The organism is Vibrio sp. WZ-1 (genome assembly GCF_052037695.1).
Classification (GTDB): Bacteria; Pseudomonadota; Gammaproteobacteria; order Enterobacterales; family Vibrionaceae; genus Vibrio.
In genome coordinates this window covers 37,770-54,506 of the sequence record NZ_JBQEQR010000067.1, presented here as the reverse complement: position 1 = coordinate 54,506, position 16,737 = coordinate 37,770, and the positions used below count along the sequence as shown (strand labels likewise).

Sequence of the window (16,737 nt, the reverse complement as noted above, 5' to 3'; positions counted from 1 at the left end):
ATGCCAGCACAGATAGTACTTAGTCTTTTTGAAAAACAAACAATTCAGTCTACTTCAGATAATGACGTTTGTATTGAGCTAGCACCGACAGAGACAACGGACACATTCATCCAAGCTATTAACGATGCTGGATATAAAGCGCCTGTTAGACTTCATGGGCAGCAATGTCAGGTAAAGACAGGGGCTATTTATTGGAATAGTGGCAAGTTCTTATTTACATCCGATGAGTCACTATTTGAAGAATGTGAGACGCAAAACAAAGTGCCTGAAGGCCTGTTGTATTTCGATAAGGGGAATAATCGGTTTATCGAGTTTGATTCGAACTTAGACCTTTACAAGCAAATTGAAATATTTCTAAAACTGCGAACATTGCTTACTGAAATAGCTGATTATTCAATTCACAATGAAGAAGTTATTTTTCTAATCAAGAATGATGATGGTGGTGTTAAGCATAAGGTATCATTATCTTTAGATTATCAATCTTTTGTTGAAGTGTTTGCAGATAAAGAAATCGATTTAGCAGAGAGTGTAAGACTGCTTGATAAGCTACAGCAGAAAGTTTCTCTAGATGATGCACAAGATAAAGAGCGTCGAAACTGTATGCGTTCCGCCTTCGATGTAATAGTCCAAGGTTTAAATAACGAAAGCGAAATCTTTCCATACACTCTTGCAAATATCGCGAAGTTTGACGCTACATATACAGCACACCACAATATGTTCTTGAGTGAATTTACTATTAATAAAGTCATTCAAGAAATTAACACGAAGGATCTGGAGTATACTGGCAAGATAAATGACATTACATCATCAGTGCAAACCAAAGCGCTAGCCATTCCTGGTGCAATGGTCGCAATTGCAGCTGTAATGAAAGTTGAGAGTTATTCTAGCGCTTTCGGTGTGATAATAGCTCTATTTTTAACTTGTTTAACTATACAAAAATCACTAGATATTTATAAAGATTCATTTAAACACTTATCCAAGCAAGTCGTTAATGTTTTCTCAAGATATCAGGTGTTAAGCCATAAATCTCAAGTTAGAGCTGAAGCAAGAACTACAGAAGACGCTTTAGCAACACTAATAGACAAAGGTGAGAATGGTCTTAAATTTGTAAGCAAAATAATTTGGGGTGTCTGGTTTGCATCTGTAATTCTAGTTTGCCTCAAGCTTGGTGAAACGTACTATGCAACTAATACTTCAAAACCTGAACTTGTTACGCCTCAAGCCGCTCTTAAAACATCAGTTAACACGACTACGACCGAAAATGATGTGATTGTTGATGGTAATAAATCTTCAGAGTTACAACAGGATAAGACAGAGGTTAAGGTGGGGGGCAAAGGAACTCCCGCCCAACTGGATATTTAGTTAAAATTAGTTCATCCGAATTAAAAGCCTCCTTTTGGAGGCTTTATTTTTTCAAAGTACTTGTAATTAGTTCATTATAGATTTCAACGCTCTAGCATATTTCAATACTTGGCCAGCTGCTTCTAAGTCAGTCAAAGCCCCAATCTCTAGCAAAGCTATCCCTGTCAAAACTTGCTGTGCAGTAACAAGCTGCCCTGTTGGCAACTCTAATCGGTCATAGTGCATTTTGAACTGCTCCCACTGTTCAGACGAACTAAGCTCCCTGCCCTTAGTCATTCGCATAAGTCGTTTACACTCTGGTGGTATTGTTTTTCCTCTATCCCAATCTTTGACCGTTCTCACATTTTTTAAACAAAGTTCAGCAGCTTGTTCGATGGATAAACCACATTCAAACTCACGAAAAATATAGTTTTTTGTCATTTCGTGATACTTCATTGAATTGTCCCTCAAAAGAGGAACATATTATTGATTTTCCATATGCAACCGCATTAAACATAAGCAGATATAATGCGCACTGTAATAATGATTCTGACGGACTCGAAATCACCATAGCCAAGCCACCACAAGCCATTGAAATTCCTGCTAATCCAAGCCCGTTATACTTTTTTGCTATGTTTTCCCACATGCCGCGAATCTCTGGATTCTCGTTGCGATCAGCGTGACAACCTAACAATGCAATCTCTGGGTCTATTCCTGATGCTTTAGCTAGAAAACAAAAGCCTTGTTGCTAGATTGAATCAAAAATAAATTCAATACGAAAACGTCGGGCTTCAATTAAGTGTGCGACTCAGTCAGTTTTAAAATAAGTTAGCCATTTACTTGCGTACTCGTTTCATTGGTTCATTGCGATTTGAATTTAGCACTGGCGTTGTTGATGTTCTTTCGGTCAATCATAAGATGCAGTACTTGGCTAAACTGCTCCTTCGTTACTTAAAAATATTTGGCGTACTTAGACTTGGTAAGACGCTTCCTTTCTTAACAGTGACGCTGTCACTTGAATCATAAACGAGCTTGACCAAGAACACGCCAATATACAATCAATTCAGTTTTCAAACTGACTCTACCTTAGAGCTCTTCTTATGTTCTATCTCTTTACCACGTCATAATATGTGGATGTCTTGATATGAGTCTCGCCCAAATTATCTAATACGATTCTTGTTCTCGTGAAAGCAGCTGTTGTTTCCGAGTTTCCTTTGGAGCTAAGGGCTTACGTAATTGTCAAAGCCGCTCATAGGCTTTATAACCATGAGTCACTCAAAGAGTTACGTTACCGTGTAACTGTAAGAGAAGCCTAGTTCCCTGCTCCACCTGTGTTTAACCGACCGTAGCCAATCTAATTCTCTTAGCACTCAATCTGCGCTACACTGTAATGCTGAGGCCTGATGGCTTTGAGAGCCTATACATAACAAAAAAGCTCGCAACGTGAGCTTTTCTTTCAACATTTATGGATGGGTCAATGTTCCTACATTGTTAATGTTAACTTTCCGGGGATTCTTGAGCGTACATCTTTAAGTGCTTCTCCCGACATCTGAACATTCGCGAACCAAAATGGCTTGTGCTTATCAACGAAGGCACTACTTTTTGTTAAGCCTTCATAGATTGAGTATGCCTTGGCTTGTGCCAATGCTGCGCCATGATCACTTCTCTCCAATATTGGTATGTTATCAAGATCTTCGATGACAGCATTTTTGATATGTAACGCGTTCTTTGGCCAGTCATATGATTCAAGAATACGGCGTGTGATGGACGCTTCCATTTCGTGTATAACTTTTGGTAAAAAGGCAGTATTGGCTTTTATGTCCGCGCAAGCATAGTACTCTTCTTTTTTTTCTGAATTCCTGTAGTTAAGCATTACCTCAACCAGTGCATCTTCAAAGGTGTAAGTAAAATGATTGACGATGACGAAATGTCCTAGCGTACGCAAAACACCGATCAAAATACCTGCATCAGGCTCTCGAACACCGGCACTTTGTAAGCGCATTCGTGTAACATTTGCAGTTACAACGAGGTGTTGCCACATTTTAGGAGCAATGAGCTTAGTATTCTGATCTGCCCATTTGAGCATCGGTCTTGCCATTAAGACTGGAAATAACAAACGGCAATTTTCAATTCCGATTTGGCCGATCGCAACTTTTGCATCTGGAACCCCCTTCGGTTTACGCCCTAGCCTTTCGCAAAATTTGGGGTTAGAAATGAGGTCTACGATTGTAGAGTTCAATTGATGACTAAGGGTCGTGAGTGTCCCTAACTTTGAAAAAGACAATGATGGAGAGTATGCAAAAGAAGCAAAATGATCAAAAAGAGGGATTCCTCCGCATAGTTTATCAATAGGATAAGACTCTAACTTACTAATCAACATGCGTTCAGCTACTCGAGAAACATCCCGCACAACTTTTCGTAGTGTTTTTTGTTTATCTTCAACAACTTGACGCCTTTCCTGTACCCGCTCTTGTTCGCACATAAGTAAAATACGTTGATTTCGGGTTATACGTTCATCTTCATTAAAGATGACGTCATCACAGTAGCGCCCTTGTAAACTCAGTAAATCATCGACCTCTGTTTGATCGACTAGGTACTTCATACTAACAAGCCATTTTGCGTGCCGAATTTCTACCTCTTTCGATACTTTACTTGCTATATCAATTGCTTCTTGCGTGTAGGTTTTCTTGGTTAGCAACAAGCTTCTATCCCTTTACTTCTTATAATGAATCTAATTGGTATAGTGTATACGATATACCAATCAATCTTAAGGTTTGTGTGATGTTAATTCAGATAAAAGTCCAACCGAATTTACTGAAGCATCAACAATCTACAACTTTGGCAAAGTAGACAGGTGAATACGAATATACTTTTCCGGGTACTGATATTTAAACTTTTTGCCTTTCTTTAGCTTCGATTTGGCAAATTTGCAAATCTTCGTATCTCCTATGCCAGTGACACGTCTTATCTTGGCTCTATTGGTGGAGTGCTCTAGCTCTATCATTACATCACAATAACCTTGGTAATCATCAAATTTCTTATCTACCTGCTTTTGGAGCTTAGACTTAATTTTCTTTGCCACAGGATTGAATTCCGAATCATCTGCAACAATGAGGTTTGAGAACAATAATAAAGAGAATAGGAGTATTGAACGCATATTCAGTCAGATAGTGTTTAGAAGCCATAAATACTGACCATATTAAGTTCTCTTTCGTAAATAAAACCGGGACGCACGTTGTGCGTCCCGGTGAATGTTTTTCCGTAAGTGATATGTTTGTTAGGCCTGCTTTTTCCCTTTGCTACTTTTAAAACCTTGGTGAGGAAAAACGTTTCTAATACGTTGCTGTACTTTCTTGGGTACCTGTTTAGAAAACACCAATCGCATACCAGTGCGCTGACTATATACTTTCAGTTGACCATCAAAAGGAAAATGTTCAGCAATATCTTGCAAGTTGTGCTTAAAAGAAGGTGGAATGTGGCCTTTCACTTTAGTCAAACTACCCTTGTCAAAGTTCACCTTTAAAACTGGGCGGTCTACAGCTATCAACCAAAAAATAACAACAGCAGCAATCAAGATTACATAAAGCATTCGGTGCTCCTTAGCTAGACAACAGTTTACTCAAGTCTTCTTTAATTGATGATACCTTAAGACTTGCCTTTTCGCTTCTTGATGCTTCGGACAATAAATATTCGATGGCATCGGATAACGTACAACCTAGCTCATTCGCTCTACTGGAGAGCTTTTCCCATACACGATAGTCAAGATCGATGGACTTCTTCTTGGTATGAACTTGCTCAGCATTAAAGTGACGTTTGCGCTTAGCGCGAATCGCTTGCTTGAGCTTATTATCGAGTTCGTCTGACATATGGTTTTCAATCCAAGTCAGAACTTGTGTTGGCTCATGCTCTATTTTACGCAACTCAGCAACTGCTGCGTCAGCTTCACTGGTGTCAATGTAGCGTGTTATCGCCTCTCCATCTTTCCATTTTTTGATGAGATACTTCCACTTCCAACCACATTCTAAATTTTCAAGTTGCTGATATTTCATCCTTTCGACCCTTAATGCGCATCTGGGTGACAGCGTAACCCAGAGATGTCAATTCAGCAATTAAAACTCGTGAAAGTATCGATGTCGATCACTTATTTGTCTAACGTTTAACCGGTGTACTGTTTCAACTTTTGGGATTGGTTAAATTGTCGCTAGGGAGTTGATCATCGTTTCGTTATAATGCTTGGTAAGATTAGATTAAGATGAATTTTAATGAACCAAGTTAACTGGCAAGATGTCACCCCTTCTTTCGAGCAATATGAAGCGCTTTTAAACAATGCTGCTTCTCTCCCGATAAAATCCTTTATTGACCTTCAGCCAAGACTTGAAGCAACCATTAATAGGTTTACTAACATCCGAGGACTAACTCGCATCCTTTTGGTCAACTGTACTGATAACGCCATATACAGGGGCTTTGTCAGTGATGTGATAAAGAGTAAAACGCCCTCTGCCGTTATTACAACTGAATCGCTAGACGCAAAAGAGTTGTTTGACCGCTATAGTGTGGCTCGAGATGGCAGCACAACATATGAATCGGGCTTGCTCTCTAAAGCCGATGAGGGTTACCTAATTGTTCCAGCAAATTTGGTTCTTGCTAATGCTGCTCGTTGGCCGAGTATCAAAGCAGCAGTTCAAGGAACCAGTTTTTCACCAATAAATCTCACTCCTGAACGCATCTCCTCTTCACCAGTTAACGCAAAAACTTACGATGTAAAACTGATAATTACAGGCGATCGTAATCAGTTGGCCGAAATTGAATACGTTGATGATGATTTTTCGGCAGGCTTAACAATGTATACAGAAGTTGAAGAGGATATTCACCTTTCTCAAGAGAACCTGAGTAACTATATTGGATTAGTAAACTGGATTTGTAAGAAATATCAGCATCCTAATTTAGATAGTAGTGCATTTGAAAGACTGATTCTTGCCGGTATGCGATACACTGAGGATCAGCACTACTTACCTCTTGGTGTGATGTGGCATAACCAATTACTCGGCCTATCACGACAATATGCTGGCGGTGATGTCATTAACTTTAATGCTATTGATCAGGCGATTGATGATAAGTACTACCGTGAGTCATACCTACCTCAGCGAGCGGTAGACGATATTCTTGACGGACAAGTGATCATTGAAACAACGGGAGAACAGGTTGGCCAAATAAACGGTTTAACCGTTATCGACATGGCTGGACACCCTGTTTCTTACGGAGAACCTGCACGTATCTCATGCGTTATACATTTTGGTGATGGTGATATTTCAGATGTTGAGCGTAAAGCGGAGCTAGGTGGTAACCTGCACGCTAAAGGGATGATGATCATGCAAGCCTTTGTGAGCTCAGCACTGGATCTTGATGAACCCCTACCATATTCCGCATCGATTGTGTTTGAACAGTCTTACAGTGAAGTTGACGGTGACAGTGCCTCATTGGCCGAGCTTTGCTGTTTAGTGAGTGCCCTGTCTGAATCTCCTGTCAATCAACAGATTGCTGTCACCGGTGCTGTGGACCAATTTGGTCGTGTCCAAGCTGTTGGTGGCCTGAATGAAAAGATCGAAGGTTTTTACCAAGTATGTAAGCACCAAGGGTTCACGGGTAAACAAGGCGTGATTATGCCAAAGTCTAACCTGAAGCATCTCGCGCTACATAAAGATGTCGTAGAAAGCATTAAGAATGGTGAGTTCCATATTTGGTCTGTTTCTACTGTTGACGAAGCCATTCCTATCCTGATGTCAAAACCATTTCGTGGAGAAGAAGATAGCGTCATTGGTAAAATTGCTGAACGTATTGAAAGTTTTGAAAGACACGAACATCCTGAAGGAATTGTGGAGCGCATCAAAAACTGGTTTGTCTAGTACTGATCGGAGTTGTTTAGCGTACACGTGTTCACTAAGATGCTGCTATCAAAAATCGGAGTAATTGATAATGCAAAACAAACGTGATTCTTATAACCGTGACGATCTTCTAGCTTCTAGCCAAGGTGAGTTGTTCGGACCTGGTTACCCTCAGCTACCAGCGCCAAACATGCTAATGATGGATCGTATTACTAAAATGTCTGAGACTGAAGGCGATTTTGGTAAGGGTTTAATTCTTGCAGAATTAGATATTACTCCGGATCTTTGGTTCTTTGATTGCCACTTCCCTGGTGACCCGGTAATGCCAGGTTGCCTTGGCCTTGACGCAATGTGGCAGCTTGTTGGTTTCTTCCTAGGCTGGGTTGGCGGTAAGGGCAAAGGTCGCGCTCTTGGAGTTGGCGAAGTGAAATTTACTGGTCAGATCCTACCAACAGCGAAAAAAGTAACTTACGAAATCCACATGAAGCGTGTTGTTAACCGTAAGTTGGTGATGGGTTTAGCTGATGGCCGTGTATGTGTAGACGGTAAAGAGATATACGTAGCAAAAGACTTGAAAGTTGGTTTGTTCCAAGACACATCTAGCTTCTAATCACCTACTCTGAAGCGTTTTATAAGGCTCCTTTTTTAAGGGGCCTTTTTGTTATCCGCAGTATTGTTTTAAAGCAAAACCTTGGCTTATGAACGCAGAAAAGGCTCTAAATGAGCCTTTTCAAATCCTTCTAGTTGTATGTGGAGAGTTATTTGTAGAGACCAGATTGTTTTTCATCTCTGGCATCACGCCAACCACCTAACCAATACGACCGAGCATCAATTTGTTGATATGGGCAAGCCTCTTGGGACCTTCCATTCAACCCAGCTTTGTAGCCTTGAGATTGAGCTCGTTCTAGGCGATCACGCTTTTGTCTCTTCATAGGTAATTCCTCATACAGGTCGTACAACTGTTATTGTGAAACTTTGATGGAGTTTTTATGACTCCACCTCTAAGAATCGATCAAAGTTTGCATTTTCTCAAGGCATAAAAAAAGCAGAGGCTCATTTCTGTGAGCCTCTGCCTGATTTAAAAAATACTGACTATTTTCTACGGAACCCAAATAACCCAAGCAGTGTCAAAGCAAACACTCCAAGTCCAGCGCCTTGTCGTTCAGCTGCTGCCTGATCGACAGATCGAGTGACAATATCTGTCGCGTTAGCGGATGCAATTGGAATTAACTTAACAGCCACAACTTTTTCAGCGTTTGCTTCACCGCCTTTGCACAAAGAGTTATGCGCAAACGTATCATAGCCATCCTTACACATGGTTGCTGTCGCAGATATTACACCGGCATCGTTAATGTCAGTAGCGTCAATGATACGGAACTGGTTGTTTTCTGCCGAGTAATCACCACCATTAGTAAGATCATCCAGGTACCAAGCACGATCTTGGAAAATATCTCTTCTTGCTTCTACTGTACCTGTTGCGTCGTAAGGTAGGATAAAGCCGCGTTTTCGACGTGCTTTACCATCAACTTCACGCGTATCTTCAGCATCTAACTGTCCAACAATTTCATTGTAATTATTAAGCCCGCCAACTTTGCCACCGATACCGTCAAAGAAGATACCGCTAGATAGGTAGCTAGCAGATGGAGAATTGATATCTTTTACAACAAACAGTCGGTTTGCTGCAGCACCACCTTCTGGTGCTCCGCCATATCGCTTGGCTTCACCTACAGCAACTTTGTTTTTGTTAATCGCTTGTACTGCGGAGTTTGTATAAACAAAATCAGAGCTAATTTCGGATGTTGCACCAGCGACAGGAAGTGATTGCCAAGTTATATCTTTAAGGGTAGTGGTATCACCAAATGTTCCTTTAAAAATAGTCGCTTGTATGTAGTTTTCACTACTGTCATAAGCGTTAAAGCCTGCGCCGTAGATAACAGACTTTCCATCTACTGTAGCCTGAATAAAATCTCGCATGCTTCCTTGAGCTAAGCGATCTCTTTCGTCGCTTGATCCTGACGGCCATGCAACAACTGAAGTATTTCCATCGTTGTCCCAAATTGCCGCTTTGGAATTATAGTAATTACCGTTATCGTTTGTCTGACCGTATGAAACACTACCCGACGTGTATTCACCATTACTAAACCAAGCTCTAGATTGATGATATGCGGTTTTCTCGTCCTTATCATCAAACTTTACATAGTTTGGTTTCGATGGAGCAACAACCTGATTACGTGTGATGAGCTTATCTCCGACAGAACCATCACCTTCAGGATTTAAAATGCTTTGATTACCAATTGCGTCTAAGTTGGCCGTCAACGTATTGATTACATTATTGTATTTGTTGTCAAAGCTCTTGCCTTCTACAAATGCAAGCGCATTGGACTGTTCACTTAACGTATCACGTTCTTGATACCATGGTTCCCAGACGCGATAAGCCCAACTCTCACACGTTGAGTAACGGAGCTCACGATTACAATACAGTTCAATATCATCAAAATCTTCGATATAGCGGAATGCTGAATCCATCGCAAATGGCGCTTCTTCACGGAAGCTAACACCATCTACCGCTTCACCCGATAGTATCTTGGTCGTTCTCGTTTCACCGGCTAGCTTGAATGTTGTTTCATCACAAGCGGCACCATTATCAAAACAACCTAACTGATATGGTGTTGTTTTGTCAGTGTTTTCGTAAACGTTACCAGCTTGGATTGCAACGCCATATGCTGTGGCATAATCGGTATTGATACCTTTTGGAGCCACCTCCACCACACGGTAAAGCGCAGCATTAGCATTCATTGCCGTACCCACCATCATCGCGACGGCGGTCAATTTGAATTTGTTACTACAATTCATGGAATTCTTAACTGTCCTGTTGCATTGCTTCGAGTTCTTCCCATCTCTCGAACGCGATTTCCAACTCCTGCTCTACGGCAGCGAGCTGTTCCAATACCGGTTGAGTCTGTTCTACAGATTTAGCGAAAAACGCTGGGTCATTCACTTGCTCTTGTAAAGCCTCAATATCCGACTCTAATTGTTCTAGTTTAGCTGGAAGAGCCTCTAATTCTCTTTGCAGCTTATACGATAATTTCTTCGAATTGTTCTTAGGCTGCGTAGTTTTGGGAGTTTCCTCAACCACTTTCGCTTTCTTCGCTGCTTTTTCAACCTGACTGCGTGAAGCAAGAGCTTGATCACGCTGCTGTTTTGCATCGTGATAACCACCAACGAACTCTTCGATTACACCATTACCTTCAAAAATCCAGCTAGTTGTTACTGTATTATCTACGAACTCACGATCGTGACTAACAAGCAGTAACGTACCCTGATAATTGGCAAGCATTTCTTCTAAAAGTTCCAACGTTTCGATGTCCAAATCGTTAGTTGGTTCGTCTAGAATAAGTAAGTTGTTAGGTTTCAATAAGATACGAGCTAGCAACAAACGGTTTTTTTCACCGCCAGATAATGCTTTTACCGGCGTGCGAGCACGTTTTGGTGCGAACAAGAAGTCCTGTAGGTAGCTCAATGCGTGACGCTGACGACCACCAACCATCACTTCTTGCTTGCCATCCGCTAGGTTATCGATAACCGTTTTTTCTGGGTCGAGAATTTCACGGTACTGGTCAAAGTAAGCTACTTCGAGTTTTGTTCCACAATGCAGACGCCCACCCTGTGTTTCTAATTGGCCTAGTAGTAGTTTGAGTACAGTACTTTTCCCGCAGCCGTTAGGGCCAATCAGTGCGATTCGATCACCACGCATGATGTTGAAGCTAAAGTCATCCACGATCTTTTTACCTTCGAAAGCAAAAGAGACGTTTTCTGCTTCAAAAACGATCTTACCTGAACGCGATGCATCATCGATATTAAGGTTAACTTTACCTTGAACTTCACGGCGGTCACGACGTTCTTCACGCAGCTTTTTAAGAGCACGAACGCGACCTTCGTTACGTGTACGACGCGCTTTAATCCCCTGACGAATCCATACTTCTTCCTGAGCTAGCTTTTTGTCGAACTCGGCATTTTGCATCTCTTCAACGCGAAGCATCTCTTCTTTGTCATTCAAGTATTGGTCATAGTTTCCAGGGAAAGAAGCCAATTGACCGCGATCTAAGTCGACAATACGTGTTGCCATCGATTTGATGAACGCACGGTCATGGGAAATAAAGATGATCGAGCCTTTGAAGTCTTTTAAGAAGTTTTCTAACCATTCGATGGTTGTTACATCAAGGTGGTTAGTAGGCTCATCAAGAAGCAGTACATCAGGATCACAAACAAGCGCACGAGCGAGCGCTGCTTTGCGTTGCCAGCCACCTGATAAATCGGTCAGTTTGGTTTCAGGACTTAGCTTTAGAGCACCAAGTACGTTCTTAACACGGTCATCAAAGCGCCAAGCATTAAGGTGATCCAGCTGTTCTTGAATCTTAGCAAGTCGGTTGATGTTCTTTTCACTTGGGTCCTGACCCACAAGATCGAGAAGATCGTGATAGATCTTTAGCTGTTCACCGATTTCAGCTAAACCACCAGATACGTACTCGTAAACCGTACCCTCTTGATTACGCGGTGGATCTTGTTCGAGTCGAGAAACAACTACGTCTTGAGTGATTTGAATCTTGCCATCGTCCAACAAAATGTCGCCGGCAAGCACTTTCATTAATGTAGACTTACCTGCACCGTTGCGACCAACTAAACAAACGCGTTCATTTTCTTGAAGAGCGAACTCTGCTTTGTCTAGCAATGGGTGGTCACCAAATGCAAGTTGTGCGTTATGAATGGTAAGTAATGCCATTATTATCCAACCAATGTGTGAGTTGTTCTAAGTCAAACGGCCAGTTCAACTCAGAATCTTGATATTTTAATACGGGAATTGTGACGCCGTAACGAGAAAAGAGAACATCGTCGAACGCAATGTCGACGATGTGAGTTTGTTCGGCGAGGCCAATCTGACCAACGAGGTCAAATGCCATCTCACAGAGATGGCACCCTTCTGTGCTGTAAAGTGTTAGCACGTTTAACATCCTTTTACTGTTCCGTCCCTATTCAGCGTGAGTAACCAACCAGCAGTTGTGAATCTGTTTGTTACGAGAGAAGTCCAGTGGAAGAGTTTGAGACGAGATATTCTGCGCTTTCAAGCCCAACTCTGCGAGCCCTGATTCATCCATCTTGAAATGACGTTTGTTGTTAGAGAACACAATCGTACCACCGGCACGTAACAGACGCTTCAGGTTTGTCATTAGCTTGATATGGTCGCGTTGTACATCGAACGACGTTTCCATACGCTTAGAGTTAGAGAACGTCGGTGGATCAATAAAGATAAGATCGTATTCACCTTTCGCATTCTCAAGCCACTGTAGACAGTCAGCTTGCTCAAAACGATGCTGGCGACCAACACAACCATTTAGCTGCATGTTGTCTTTCGCCCAGTTAAGGTAAGTGTTTGACATGTCTACCGTGGTTGTAGAACGCGCACCACCAACTGCAGCGTGCACTGTCGCACTACCAGTGTAAGCAAACAAGTTAAGGAAATCTTTACCCTTCGACATTTCACCAAGACGACGACGAGTGATCTTATGATCTAAGAACAAGCCAGTGTCTAGGTAATCGTGAAGGTTTACGATCAGCTTCACGCCATATTCGTTTACTTCAAGCGTCTCAGATACTTGACCTAATTTTTGGTACTGACTGCGACCTTTCTGCTTTTCACGAACTTTAAGTACAACTTTGTTCGCCTCTACGCCAGTTACCTGAATCGTGCCACGAATGATGTCTGTTAGACGACGTTTCGCTTTTTCTTCAGGAATGTTCTTAGGTGCCGCATATTCTTGAATCACGATTTGATCGCCGTAAACATCGATCGCTACGTTGTATTCTGGAAGGTCTGCGTCGTAGATACGGTAACAATCCAGTTTCTCTTTACGAGCCCATTTGCCAATCTTACCGATGTTCTTCTTCAAACGGTTTGAGAAGTCAGGTGCGATTTGAATATTACTATCCGCACCTTCCACTTCATCAGCACTACGCTCTGCGATGCTGTAGTTCTTTTGGTGACACGGTAACGCACCATTATTCAACTTGAACTGTTTGTCTGCACGCAGGCGAAGGCAGCTTAGTAGCTCATCAGAACTCGAGAAGATAGACGCTTTGCAACCACCAAACTCTGCTTTTAGTTGACCGCCAAACGCTGTGTATAGCGCAATCAGACCAGGCTCGGTGCCAAGACGCTCACCGTAAGGAGGGTTAGATACGATAACGCCCGCTTCGAAGCCTGCTGGACGAGTAATAGTTGCCGCATCACCTTGAGCGAATTCGATCAGCTCTTCAACGCCAGCTCTTCGAGCGTTGTCTTGTGCAACTTTCAGTACTTTCGGGTCGTTATCGAAGCCGAAAAACTTAGCGTCAACTTTTTTGACACCGCGTCGAGCCTGAACATTTGCTTCTGATTTGATCTCAGCCCACAGCTCTGGTTCAAAGTCTTCTAAAGCTTCAAAGCCCCACTGTTTACGCTTCACGCCTGGTGCCATGTTAGCAGCCATCATCGCAGCTTCAATCAGTAACGTACCAGAACCACACATTGGATCTAGCAGTGGTTGAGAGCCATCCCAGCCACAACGCATTATGATTGCCGCGGCAAGTGTTTCACGTAGCGGAGCTCGACCAGATTCTGGACGGTAGCCACGTTGATGAAGACCACTGCCCACCATATCGACACCGAGAATTGCTTTGTCTTTGTGCAAACGAACGTGAACGCGGATATCTGGAGACTCTTTGCTGATATTTGGACGAGGAAGACCTTTCTTTTCGAAACAGTCTACGATGCCATCTTTGACTTTCATTGCACCGTATTGGCTATTCCGGATTTCGCGGTTGGTACCGTTGAAGTCAACCACAAAACGTTTTGAGCTATGGAATTGATTTACCCAGTTAATCGCCGACGTCGACAGGTAAAGGTCCATGTCGTCGTTACAGGTAAACTCCGATAAAACACGTACAAATCGAGACGCCAAGCGGCTCCACAAACAGCAACGGTAGATCTGTTCATTCGTCGCCTTAAATTTAACGCCTGCCTGTACTGGTTTGGCGTTTTCAATGCCTAGTTTAGTCAGCTCATCAACAAGCAAGTTTTCCATGCCGTTTGAAGTTACCGCGAGATATTGATTCATAGTGTTCTTTCATCGATAAAAAATGGCTTTGATTATACCTGACTTTACGATCAATGCCTCGTTTTTAAAGGCTTTTTACCGTTGTTAGCACAAACAGTCACCAATCTCATCTGTTGTAAGTCAAAACACAACGCTTCCAAAGACAAAATAAGTCTCATTATCTAATTCTCATAAAAACCTACCCTACAGCGAAAGTAAATACTTATTCACTTACACTTTGGTATATACCAGATTGCATTTTAGAATGTAATTTACTTACAAAGTGTGCCTATAGAGGAATAAAAGGTGAAATATTAAGCGTCAAGTTGCCTAATTTAAGGAAACACTAAAATGAAAAAAGTGGAATAAAAGTGAGCAGGTTCAAAAATGAGATTGGGAATAGCGTGTACTTAGTGGCTAGTTTGAGACTTATACGATGAGTTAATCTAAGAATTAGGGGCAAAAAAAATCGACCTAGTACGGTCGATTAATGCAAACAAAGGAACGAAAATAAAGAAAAAATCAAAAGGAAACTAACCCACCATCGCCATTGGTGCCATCATGAATAAGTGATTAGCACATACCATGCGATCATGCATTACTTTAATCGGTTGTCCAAATGGCAGTGCTTTATTGCCATCGAGTAAGAATTCGTCCTGCCCTACATAAGCACACAGACTAGATGTTTCGCCTGGCTCGAGAACGATGAATACACCTTCTGAAAAGCGGTTTGTCAGGCATACCATGTCCCCTTCTTCTGGCTCATGCCCATCGCATTGGGCGTCGAAGAACCAGCTCTTTGGCTGAACAGGTTTATGAAAGCGTTTAGCGGCTACGCAATAAAGCGTAAGTTCGGCTTGACGATATTCGTTGATGTCGAGGCAACGGATTCTTTCGTTGTACGTTTGGAACGCGCTTGCGTCATCAACGGTGAATTCATTGTTTGAGAAGGCACAATTGACCAACAGCTTACGGCATAGATTGGTTTGGAAAATCATCTCCTCCCCCAAATCCAGCATTAGGCAAGCTTTCTGCTCGTCAAAATACCAATTCCATTTGTCGCTGGGTTTAAGCATTATTCCGTTCTCTTGTGACTAGTTAAACAGTAATAAGAGGTAAGACGCTTAATTACCTACTCATGATTCTTAAATTTTACAAACGAACGGACAAAAAAAAAGAGGAAACAGATTCCTCTTTTTCAGTAACAAGCGTTGATTTCTCAACGATTTAACAGCTGATTTTATAGATTTTTAACAATATCGCGTACGAGCGCAGGACCGTGGTAGATGAAACCAGTGTATACTTGAACAAGTTGTGCACCTGCCATCATTTTCTCTTTTGCTGCGACGTATGAGTCAACACCACCAACACCGATGATCGGAAGTTTATCCCCCAACTCTTCGTGAAGTTTGCGAACAACCTCTGTTGAACGAGATTGAACCGGGCGTCCACTTAAACCACCTGCTTCATTCGCATGCTTCATACCTTCAACAATTGTGCGATCCAAAGTCGTGTTGGTTGCAATTACACCGTCAATATTGTTCTTAACTAAAGACTCACAAATTTGGCTGATTTCATCATCACTCAAATCTGGTGCGATTTTTAGCGCCAAAGGTACGTACTTGCTGTGTTTTTCTGCAAGTTCTGCTTGTTTAACTTTCAGTTCAGACAGCAATTCGTCTAATGCTTCACCGTACTGCAGTGAACGAAGTCCTGGTGTATTTGGTGACGAGATATTTACGGCGATGTAACCCGCGTACTCGTACACTTTTTCCATACAAATTAGGTAGTCCTCTGCCCCGTTCTCAATTGGTGTATCTTTATTTTTACCAATGTTGATACCAAGGACACAGTTGTATTTTGCCTTTTTCACATTCTCAACCAGATGATCCACACCTAGATTGTTAAAGCCCATACGGTTGATGATACCTTCCGCTTCAACTAGGCGGAACAAGCGTGGCTTATCATTACCTGGTTGTGGACGAGGCGTAACAGTACCAACTTCGACAAAACCAAAGCCCATGGCATCAAATGCTTCGATACATTCGCCGTTTTTGTCCAAACCCGCAGCTAGACCTACTGGGTTACGGAATGTAAGCCCCATGCATTCTACTGGACGGTTTGGTAATTGTTGACGATAGAAAAGATCGAGAGGAGTGCCGTTAAAGCGTTGGAAATTTTTGATTGCAAGATCATGTGCCTTTTCGGCATCAAGTTGGAAAAAGCCAGTTCTGGCTAGACGGTAAAGCATTGTGCCTCCGAAAGAAAAAAGCCCCGTGTAAACGGGTCAATATTATTTACTGTTTTTCATCTCAATTCAATGAAAATGAGTGAATTAAGCAAAATAGTACCTCTTATTTAAACTTTACTTATAAAAACAGTCT

The 16,737-nt window shown here is 42.0% G+C and carries 15 protein-coding genes and 1 pseudogene; 3 read left to right on the top strand and 13 right to left on the bottom strand.

Annotated elements, in window-relative coordinates; genetic code table 11:
- A complete protein-coding gene (locus ACTS60_RS09220; protein WP_440887996.1) occupies positions 1-1,362 on the top strand; it encodes a hypothetical protein in 1,362 nt (453 codons plus the stop codon).
- Between the two features lie 66 nt (positions 1,363-1,428).
- On the opposite strand, the gene ACTS60_RS09215 is transcribed toward ACTS60_RS09220, so the two are convergent.
- The 6 genes and pseudogenes from ACTS60_RS09215 to matP form a co-directional block, all read right to left on the bottom strand.
- On the bottom strand, positions 1,429-1,797 hold the full coding sequence (locus tag ACTS60_RS09215; protein ID WP_440887995.1) for a regulator: 369 nt from the start codon (positions 1,795-1,797) through the stop codon (positions 1,429-1,431).
- Positions 1,757-2,074: pseudogene (locus ACTS60_RS09210) on the bottom strand (DUF3693 domain-containing protein); the annotation flags it as partial. The pseudogene ACTS60_RS09210 and the gene ACTS60_RS09215, both read right to left, overlap by 41 nt.
- Positions 2,075-2,824: 750 nt before the next feature.
- A complete protein-coding gene (locus tag ACTS60_RS09205; RefSeq protein ID WP_440887994.1) occupies positions 2,825-4,042 on the bottom strand; it encodes an HDOD domain-containing protein in 1,218 nt (405 codons plus the stop codon).
- A gap of 129 nt (positions 4,043-4,171) precedes the next feature.
- Positions 4,172-4,498 (bottom strand): hypothetical protein, encoded by a 327-nt coding sequence (locus tag ACTS60_RS09200; protein WP_440887993.1) that lies wholly within the window; start codon positions 4,496-4,498, stop codon positions 4,172-4,174.
- A 120-nt stretch (positions 4,499-4,618) separates the two neighbouring features.
- Entirely contained in the window at positions 4,619-4,930 is a 312-nt protein-coding gene (locus tag ACTS60_RS09195; protein ID WP_010448001.1) for a DUF3634 family protein, read from the bottom strand.
- 10 nt (positions 4,931-4,940) lie between these two features.
- The gene (matP, locus tag ACTS60_RS09190) at positions 4,941-5,390 is read right to left on the bottom strand and encodes a macrodomain Ter protein MatP (protein ID WP_010448003.1); all 450 of its coding nucleotides are present in this window, start codon (positions 5,388-5,390) and stop codon (positions 4,941-4,943) included.
- 213 nt (positions 5,391-5,603) lie between these two features.
- On the opposite strand from matP, the gene ACTS60_RS09185 reads away from it, so the two are divergent.
- Positions 5,604-7,244, top strand: a complete 1,641-nt coding sequence (locus tag ACTS60_RS09185; RefSeq protein WP_440887992.1) for a S16 family serine protease — start codon at positions 5,604-5,606, stop codon at positions 7,242-7,244.
- A gap of 70 nt (positions 7,245-7,314) precedes the next feature.
- Positions 7,315-7,833: a bifunctional 3-hydroxydecanoyl-ACP dehydratase/trans-2-decenoyl-ACP isomerase gene (gene fabA, locus ACTS60_RS09180; RefSeq protein ID WP_010448008.1), complete on the top strand. Its 519-nt coding sequence runs from the start codon at positions 7,315-7,317 to the stop codon at positions 7,831-7,833.
- A 148-nt stretch (positions 7,834-7,981) separates the two neighbouring features.
- Here fabA and rmf read toward each other — a convergent pair whose 3' ends face one another.
- The 7 genes from rmf to pyrD all read right to left on the bottom strand — a co-directional run bounded on the left by rmf (position 7,982) and on the right by pyrD (position 16,604).
- Positions 7,982-8,155, bottom strand: a complete 174-nt coding sequence (rmf, locus tag ACTS60_RS09175; RefSeq protein ID WP_005532367.1) for a ribosome modulation factor — start codon at positions 8,153-8,155, stop codon at positions 7,982-7,984.
- Positions 8,156-8,315: 160 nt separating this feature from the next.
- Positions 8,316-10,076: a DUF3466 family protein gene (locus ACTS60_RS09170; protein WP_440887991.1), complete on the bottom strand. Its 1,761-nt coding sequence runs from the start codon at positions 10,074-10,076 to the stop codon at positions 8,316-8,318.
- Positions 10,077-10,083: 7 nt separating this feature from the next.
- Positions 10,084-12,003 (bottom strand): ABC transporter ATP-binding protein, encoded by a 1,920-nt coding sequence (locus ACTS60_RS09165; protein WP_440887990.1) that lies wholly within the window; start codon positions 12,001-12,003, stop codon positions 10,084-10,086.
- Positions 11,981-12,232, bottom strand: coding sequence for a glutaredoxin family protein (locus ACTS60_RS09160; RefSeq protein WP_012128011.1), 252 nt, complete (start codon positions 12,230-12,232; stop codon positions 11,981-11,983). Before ACTS60_RS09160 ends, ACTS60_RS09165 begins: the two co-directional genes overlap by 23 nt.
- An 18-nt stretch (positions 12,233-12,250) precedes the next feature.
- The gene (rlmKL, locus tag ACTS60_RS09155; protein ID WP_440887989.1) at positions 12,251-14,374 is read right to left on the bottom strand and encodes a bifunctional 23S rRNA (guanine(2069)-N(7))-methyltransferase RlmK/23S rRNA (guanine(2445)-N(2))-methyltransferase RlmL; all 2,124 of its coding nucleotides are present in this window, start codon (positions 14,372-14,374) and stop codon (positions 12,251-12,253) included.
- Between the two features lie 512 nt (positions 14,375-14,886).
- Positions 14,887-15,429 (bottom strand): cell division protein ZapC, encoded by a 543-nt coding sequence (locus tag ACTS60_RS09150; protein ID WP_440887988.1) that lies wholly within the window; start codon positions 15,427-15,429, stop codon positions 14,887-14,889.
- Positions 15,430-15,593: 164 nt separating this feature from the next.
- Positions 15,594-16,604, bottom strand: a complete 1,011-nt coding sequence (gene pyrD, locus ACTS60_RS09145) for a quinone-dependent dihydroorotate dehydrogenase (RefSeq protein WP_440887987.1) — start codon at positions 16,602-16,604, stop codon at positions 15,594-15,596.
- Positions 16,605-16,737: the final 133 nt, after the last annotated feature.

Excerpts from the sequence above, each read along its gene's own strand:
- ACTS60_RS09220 (WP_440887996.1), top strand. The coding sequence starts at position 1 with ATGCCAGCACAGATAGTACTTAGTCTTTTTGAAAAACAAACAATTCAG.
- ACTS60_RS09215 (WP_440887995.1), bottom strand. The coding sequence starts at position 1,797 with ATGAAGTATCACGAAATGACAAAAAACTATATTTTTCGTGAGTTTGAA.
- ACTS60_RS09200 (WP_440887993.1), bottom strand. The coding sequence starts at position 4,498 with ATGCGTTCAATACTCCTATTCTCTTTATTATTGTTCTCAAACCTCATT.
- ACTS60_RS09195 (WP_010448001.1), bottom strand. The coding sequence starts at position 4,930 with ATGCTTTATGTAATCTTGATTGCTGCTGTTGTTATTTTTTGGTTGATA.
- matP (WP_010448003.1), bottom strand. The coding sequence starts at position 5,390 with ATGAAATATCAGCAACTTGAAAATTTAGAATGTGGTTGGAAGTGGAAG.
- ACTS60_RS09185 (WP_440887992.1), top strand. The coding sequence starts at position 5,604 with ATGAACCAAGTTAACTGGCAAGATGTCACCCCTTCTTTCGAGCAATAT.
- fabA (WP_010448008.1), top strand. The coding sequence starts at position 7,315 with ATGCAAAACAAACGTGATTCTTATAACCGTGACGATCTTCTAGCTTCT.
- rmf (WP_005532367.1), bottom strand. The coding sequence starts at position 8,155 with ATGAAGAGACAAAAGCGTGATCGCCTAGAACGAGCTCAATCTCAAGGC.
- ACTS60_RS09170 (WP_440887991.1), bottom strand. The coding sequence starts at position 10,076 with ATGAATTGTAGTAACAAATTCAAATTGACCGCCGTCGCGATGATGGTG.
- ACTS60_RS09165 (WP_440887990.1), bottom strand. The coding sequence starts at position 12,003 with ATGGCATTACTTACCATTCATAACGCACAACTTGCATTTGGTGACCAC.
- ACTS60_RS09160 (WP_012128011.1), bottom strand. The coding sequence starts at position 12,232 with ATGTTAAACGTGCTAACACTTTACAGCACAGAAGGGTGCCATCTCTGT.
- rlmKL (WP_440887989.1), bottom strand. The coding sequence starts at position 14,374 with ATGAATCAATATCTCGCGGTAACTTCAAACGGCATGGAAAACTTGCTT.
- ACTS60_RS09150 (WP_440887988.1), bottom strand. The coding sequence starts at position 15,429 with ATGCTTAAACCCAGCGACAAATGGAATTGGTATTTTGACGAGCAGAAA.
- pyrD (WP_440887987.1), bottom strand. The coding sequence starts at position 16,604 with ATGCTTTACCGTCTAGCCAGAACTGGCTTTTTCCAACTTGATGCCGAA.